The sequence below is a fragment of the Streptomyces sp. NPDC002265 genome (assembly GCF_040296125.1).
Taxonomy (GTDB): domain Bacteria; phylum Actinomycetota; class Actinomycetes; order Streptomycetales; family Streptomycetaceae; genus Streptomyces.
In genome coordinates this window covers 1-5,536 of sequence record NZ_JBEOWS010000490.1, presented here as the reverse complement: position 1 = coordinate 5,536, position 5,536 = coordinate 1, and the positions used below count along the sequence as shown (strand labels likewise).

Here is a 5,536-nt window from a genome sequence, read left to right as displayed (position 1 = left end):
GTTTCGCTCCGCGAGGCGCCTCTGTGCGCTCTCACCTGACGTCGACGAAGTCCCCGGCCGCCGTGGACGGTCCGGTGGTGGCCGTACCGGCGAAGCGGAAGCGGTAGTAGCCGTCGGCCCCGGCCTTGACGGTGGTCCTCAGTGTGCCGCTGCTGCCGCTGGTGACGGTCTTGAGGGTGGTGTAGGTGGTGCTGCCCTTCTTGCGGAACTGCAACGCGACCGGCCGGCCCGCGTAGCCGGTGTAGGTGCCGCTCTCCCAGTTGGCGCGGGTCAGCCTGCCGGTGACCGTGACGGTCCGGCCCTTCTTCACCGGCTCGGGCGAGGCGTTGACCGTCACCTTGGCGTACCGCTTGACCGACGCCGTGCCCGCGACGTCGACGGCCGTCCAGTCGTCGCCGTCGTCCTGTGCTTCGGCGAGTACCTTCCAGGTGCCGGCGAGGGCGTTGCGGTGGAGGTCCCGGGCGTTCACGGTGAAGCTCACCCTGCAGGTGGAGACGGCGGGGTCGGCGGGCGAGACGGTGCAGGTGCCCGCGGGCGGGTAGACCGGCAGGCGGCCGTCGGCGTCGTCGGTGTTGGATCCGTGCCACAGGTAGGCCCAGGACGCGGCGACGCCGTCCGGGTCCGTGGCCGTCCAGGTCAGGGTGACGGTCGTGCGGGTGGTGAGGCCGAGCACGATGTCCTTGCCGCCGTCGACGACGACGTTCGAGAACGTCGTCGCTCCGGACGTGTCCCGGCCCGCCGCCTGGGCGGCCGCCGGGATCACCGATACACACACGAGGGTCGCCAGGGACACGACGGTCATGGCCGGGCGGATGCGCATGGAATCCCCCTTCGGGAGCCTTGGCCCCGCCTGCCTCTCACGGCGGAACCTGCTGGAGTGTCACGCTGCCTAGACCCACGAGGCCCGTCCCTGGTTGCCCGGCCGCCGTGACGGGCGCCGCCCGGACGGGACGGACGGGCGGACGCGTGAGGCGGCGAACGGGCGCAACCGGTCGTTACTCCTTCAAATACTGTTGTTCAAAAGGGAGTTGACGGTCTGCTTTCGAAAGTGAAAGGACACACACAGCCTCTTCCCAGCCGGTAGCTTCTCCCCGTCAGAAGGGGCCCGAGCAAGGGTGGATGTGTGGTTACCTCTCCGCAGACCGAGAAGTTCGCCGCCTGTCTCAGGCTGCTGAAGGACCGCAGCGGCCGAGGCTACGACCGTCTGGGCAAGGAAGCGGGCGTCAGCGGCTCCAGTCTGCACCGGTACTGCTCCGGTCTCAGCGTCCCGGCGGACTACCGGGTGGTGCACACCTTCGCCAAGGCCTGCGGCGCCGGCACGGAGGAGCTCCGCGAACTCCACCGGCTGTGGGCACTGGCGGACGCCGAACGGGACGTACCGGCCGCGACCGCCAAGGAGGACCCGGAACCGGCCGCGGCCCCGGACGAGCCCTCCGTCCCCGCGCGGACGGGCACCGGACCGGCCGGGGACACCCCGCCGGGTGCCGCTCCCGACGGAGCCGGGCGGCCACGCCGGTACCGGGTGCCCGAGAAGCTGTCCTCCCGCTTCGCGGTCCTGGCGGCCGTGGTCGCGGTGGCGCTGGTGGCGGGCTTCGTATGGCTGCCCGCGGGACACTCGGCCGGTGCCTCGCCGACGGCCGAAGACGGGCTGCTGTACTCCCCGGCGTGCAGGTCGGTGAGCATGGGACAGCACGACGAGTGCGTGCGCGAGGTCCAGAAGCTGCTGGTGCGGGCGAAGGGCAGGCTCGCCGTCGACGGGGACTTCGGGCCGGAGACGCTGCGCCGGCTGACCGCGTTCCAGGTGCTGGCGGGCATGACGGCCACCAACGTGGTCGACGACGCCACCAAGAAGGCGCTCTACGCGCGGAAGGTGAGCATGGCGACCTGGTCGCCGGACCGGGTGACGCAGCGGATCCGGGAGGTGTTCACCGAGGATCCCGACACCGCCGTGGCGATCGCCCGTTGCGCGTCGTTCCTCGACCCGCTGTGGGTGCTGCCCAACACCAACGGCAGCCGCAACTGGGGCGTGTTCCAGATCTCCGACGCCCGGCTGCGGGAGCTCGGCGGCACACCGCTGCGGGCGTTCGACCCGGCGTGGAACATCGAGGCGGCCCACCGGCTGTGGAGCGCCCGGCGGGACTTCCACGACTGGCCCTCCTGCGAGGCGGCGCTGAAGAGCGCGCCGACGGACACACCGAAGAGCTGAGGCCAGGCGGCCCCGGGTACCGCCGCCGCGGTATCCGGAGCCCCCTGCTACGGACGGTCCGGAGCGGCGTCAGACCGTACCGTCCTCCCACCACCAGTCGCGGCCGAGGTCGGCCCTGCTGTCGACGTGCTGGTGGTCGACCGTGTACGTCTCCAGCCCGGAGAACCCGCAGGTCTCCGCCTTCTGGTAAACGGTCTTGGTGGCCACCCCGGGAACGTCGAGGTCGGCCGCGGTGCCGTACAGGTGCATGCTGTCGCTGGCGCCGCCTATCTCGGCGTTGTGCGCGATGCTGCGGAAGCCGGAGTTGACCGTGATCGGCTTGTCGCCCAGCTTCTTGCGCAGCGCCTCCAGCTTGTACATGCAGCGGCGGACGTTCTCCTTGACCTGCGACGCGCTCACCTTGCCGCCGTTGAAGGTGCCGTCCGTCTGGTTGTAGAACTCGCTCCAGTTGAAGTGGAGCGTGGAACCGTCCGACTGCTCCAGCGCGTTGAGCTTCGCCTGGGTGTTGGGCCCGACGCTGGCGTCGGCGGTCAGCCCGTACGCCGCCTGGAACCGGCGCACCGCCGCGGCCGTGCCGGGGCCGAAGTCGCCGTCGATGCCGACCCGGCTGTGGCCGGCGCTGTCCGCCGCCCAGCCCGCGATCCTGATCTGCAACTCGGTCACGTCGGCGCCGGTGTCGCCCTGGTTCAGGGTGCGCGACCACGAATAGGCCTGTGCGGTGCCCGAGAACAGGAGCTGGCCGAACGCGACGCCTGCACCGACGGCCAGCGTGCCCCGCAGCATGCTGCGGCGGTCCATGGGACGGGAGGAGAAGGTCATGTGTCGTCCTTTCGGAGAGCGGTCGTGCGGGAGGAGGTCAGTAGGCGATCTGGAAGGTCACGTTCTGCGCGTCGATGTCGTAGGCGTGCACGCGCAGGACGAAGTGGGTGCCGTCCTTGACGTCGGTGGCGACGGTCGCCCACTCGGTGCCGTGGGTGGTGTACGCGTCGTCGTTGTTGCACTTGGTGGTGTGGTCGGTGAACACCACGCAGGCGTCCAGGTACACCCCGGGGGCGTCCGTGATGAGCCGCATGTTGATGTCGTTGCAGCGCGAGGACGTAGTGTAGGTGCCGTACTCCTTGGCCGCCGCCTGGTAGTGGTACGTCAGGGTCTTGGCGCCGCCGTAGCAGCTCGTCGCGGCGGCCGAGGGCTGCGCGGAGGCGGCGGCGGGAGCGACGCCCGCGCCCAGGAGCGCGGCCGCGGTGCACAGAGCCGAGGCGAACACTCTGCTTGCGGTCATGGTGGTCTCCGTTCGGGTGGGGGGTCAGAAGGCGATCTGGAGGGTGGCGGAACTGCCCTCCAGGTCGACGCCGTTGGGCACGGTGAACCGGGTGCCGTCCAGGACGTCGGTGGCGATGGTCGTCCAGCTCCAGCCGACTTTGGTCCAGCGGTTGCAGACGCCGGTCTTCTCGAACTTCACGCAGGCGACGACGTACTCCGCGTCGCCTCCGACGATGCGCATGTTGATGTCGTTGCAGCGGCTGGTGGTCCGGTACGGGCCGAAGTCGAGCACCTCCCCGTAGTGGACCGTGACGGCCCCGCCGTAGCAGCTCGTCGCGGCGGCGGTGGAGCCGGCGGCCGAGGCGGGCGCCGGAACGGCGAGGCCCAGGGCGACGAGCAGGCCGACGAGGGACGCGCGAGCGGATCGGCCGGTCATGGAGGTCCTCCTCGGTGCGTCCGGGATCACCGGTTGGCCAGCCGGTCGAGATCGGCCTGGGTGCCGTTGAAGACGTCCGCGGTCGCCGGTGCCTTGACGCCCGGGAAGAGCGCGGCGTCGGTGTACTGCCACATCGCCCAGGTCGTCGAGCCGTTCGGCACGGGCGGCTGGGTGATCGACTGGCGGTAGTCGGCGAGTTGCAGCGGATACCGGGCGAAGGCGGTGGTCGAGCCCAGGCAGTCGTCCAGGAAGGACTTCTGGGTGTAGATGACCGGGGTCCGCCCGAAGGCCGCCTCCACCTTGTCGAGCCAGGCCTTGGCGTCGGCCACCGTGCCGTAGGTGGGGCAGCGTCCGCTGCCGTCGTCCATGCGCTCCAGGTCGAACACCGGCGGCAGGTCGCCCGCCCGCTGCCCGGTGTAGCCGGTGGCCTTCACGGCGGCGATGAACCGGTCGGCCTGTGCGGCGCCGGTGTCGGCCGCGGTGCCCGTGTAGAAGTGGTAGGGCGCGACGGCCAGTCCGGCCGCCCTGGCCGCCGGCAGGTCGGTGGCGAGGTACTCGTCGGTGACGTTCAGGCCGCGGGTGGCCTTGACCGTCGCGAACTCGACACCCGAGGCCTTCACGGCCTTCCAGTCGATCGCCGCGCCGCCGGGGTGCTGGTACTTGGCGGTGTCCAGGCCGTCGATCGGGTAGCCGGCGGGGCGCGGCGGCGTGCAGTACGTGTTGCGGCCGGACCAGTCCACCAGCTTCGCCCAGGTGTTGGGGCCCACGACGCCGTCGGCACCGAGGTTGGCGCAGTGCTGGAACTCGATGACCCGGCTCTCGGTGCCGCCCCCGAAGTCGCCGTCGATCGTCAGCGGCGGGTAGTGGAAGGGCTCCATGGCCAGGTTCAGCCGGCACTGGACCTCTTCGACCTCGGTGCCCTTCGCGCCCTTCTGCAGGCTCGGGCGGGTGTCGGTGTGACCGCACACGGCCGCCTGCGCCGTGGCCGAGGTGCCCTGGGTCGAGCAGGTGTGCGGCTGGGCGGCCCAGGTGTTCAGCGCCGCCCAGGTCTGCGGGCCGAGCACACCGTCCGCGTCCAGCCCGGCACACCGCTGGAACTCCTTGACGCGCGTCTCCGTCCCGGATCCGAACGAGCCGTCGGCCGCGATCGGCGTGTACCGGCTCGGCTTCGTCGCCAGGTTCAGCTCGCACTGCGCCTCGACCGTCGAGTCCCCCGTCGATCCCCGTTGCAGCGTGGGCTGTGCGCTGGTGTGCCCGCAGACCGCGACCGCGGCGGCCGCGGCGGACTGCGCCGCCTGCGCCACCACGGGCCCGTACAGGGGCAGGACCGCTGCCACGGCGAGGGTCAGGCCCCGCAGAAGCGTCCGTTGTCCCATCTGTGTTCCCCTCTTGTGAGTCGCCGGGAGCCCCGGCGCGGATCATGCTGGCAGCGGTTGCCGCGCAGCAGATCCTTTTGCCGCCGGATTGGGACGCCGGGACGATCCCACCCCTGTGACCTGCTGGGACGGGTCACCGCTGAGACGGCCGTGGGACACGGACGGGAAAGCCGGGGCTGGAGAGGGGGGTGAGGCGGGGCGGACGCCCACCGCGGAGCGGACACCCCCCCGCGGGCCGGCGTCCGCCCGCGGGCGGAC

6 protein-coding genes are annotated in these 5,536 nt (G+C 71.4%); 1 reads left to right on the top strand and 5 read right to left on the bottom strand.

Features of this window, described 5'->3' with window-relative positions:
• Positions 1 to 31 precede the first annotated feature (31 nt).
• Entirely contained in the window at positions 32 to 820 is a 789-nt protein-coding gene (locus ABT085_RS43240) for a hypothetical protein (protein ID WP_351621763.1), read from the bottom strand.
• Between the two features lie 303 nt (positions 821 to 1,123).
• Here ABT085_RS43240 and ABT085_RS43235 point away from each other — a divergent pair, with 303 nt between their 5' ends.
• Entirely contained in the window at positions 1,124 to 2,206 is a 1,083-nt protein-coding gene (locus tag ABT085_RS43235) for a helix-turn-helix domain-containing protein (RefSeq protein WP_351621760.1), read from the top strand.
• A gap of 69 nt (positions 2,207 to 2,275) precedes the next feature.
• Here the strand turns inward: ABT085_RS43235 and ABT085_RS43230 are convergent, their stop codons facing one another.
• The 4 genes from ABT085_RS43230 to ABT085_RS43215 are packed head-to-tail and all read right to left on the bottom strand — an operon-like array spanning position 2,276 to position 5,278.
• The gene (locus tag ABT085_RS43230) at positions 2,276 to 3,025 is read right to left on the bottom strand and encodes a D-Ala-D-Ala carboxypeptidase family metallohydrolase (RefSeq protein WP_351621758.1); all 750 of its coding nucleotides are present in this window, start codon (positions 3,023 to 3,025) and stop codon (positions 2,276 to 2,278) included.
• A gap of 37 nt (positions 3,026 to 3,062) precedes the next feature.
• Positions 3,063 to 3,485 (bottom strand): hypothetical protein, encoded by a 423-nt coding sequence (locus tag ABT085_RS43225; protein ID WP_351621755.1) that lies wholly within the window; start codon positions 3,483 to 3,485, stop codon positions 3,063 to 3,065.
• 24 nt (positions 3,486 to 3,509) lie between these two features.
• Positions 3,510 to 3,902, bottom strand: coding sequence for a hypothetical protein (locus ABT085_RS43220; RefSeq protein ID WP_351621752.1), 393 nt, complete (start codon positions 3,900 to 3,902; stop codon positions 3,510 to 3,512).
• A gap of 26 nt (positions 3,903 to 3,928) precedes the next feature.
• Positions 3,929 to 5,278, bottom strand: a complete 1,350-nt coding sequence (locus tag ABT085_RS43215) for a GH25 family lysozyme (protein WP_351621749.1) — start codon at positions 5,276 to 5,278, stop codon at positions 3,929 to 3,931.
• Between the last annotated feature and the right edge of the window lie 258 nt (positions 5,279 to 5,536).

Excerpts from the sequence above, each read along its gene's own strand:
- ABT085_RS43230 (WP_351621758.1), bottom strand. The coding sequence starts at position 3,025 with ATGACCTTCTCCTCCCGTCCCATGGACCGCCGCAGCATGCTGCGGGGC.
- ABT085_RS43240 (WP_351621763.1), bottom strand. The coding sequence starts at position 820 with ATGCGCATCCGCCCGGCCATGACCGTCGTGTCCCTGGCGACCCTCGTG.
- ABT085_RS43215 (WP_351621749.1), bottom strand. The coding sequence starts at position 5,278 with ATGGGACAACGGACGCTTCTGCGGGGCCTGACCCTCGCCGTGGCAGCG.
- ABT085_RS43220 (WP_351621752.1), bottom strand. The coding sequence starts at position 3,902 with ATGACCGGCCGATCCGCTCGCGCGTCCCTCGTCGGCCTGCTCGTCGCC.
- ABT085_RS43225 (WP_351621755.1), bottom strand. The coding sequence starts at position 3,485 with ATGACCGCAAGCAGAGTGTTCGCCTCGGCTCTGTGCACCGCGGCCGCG.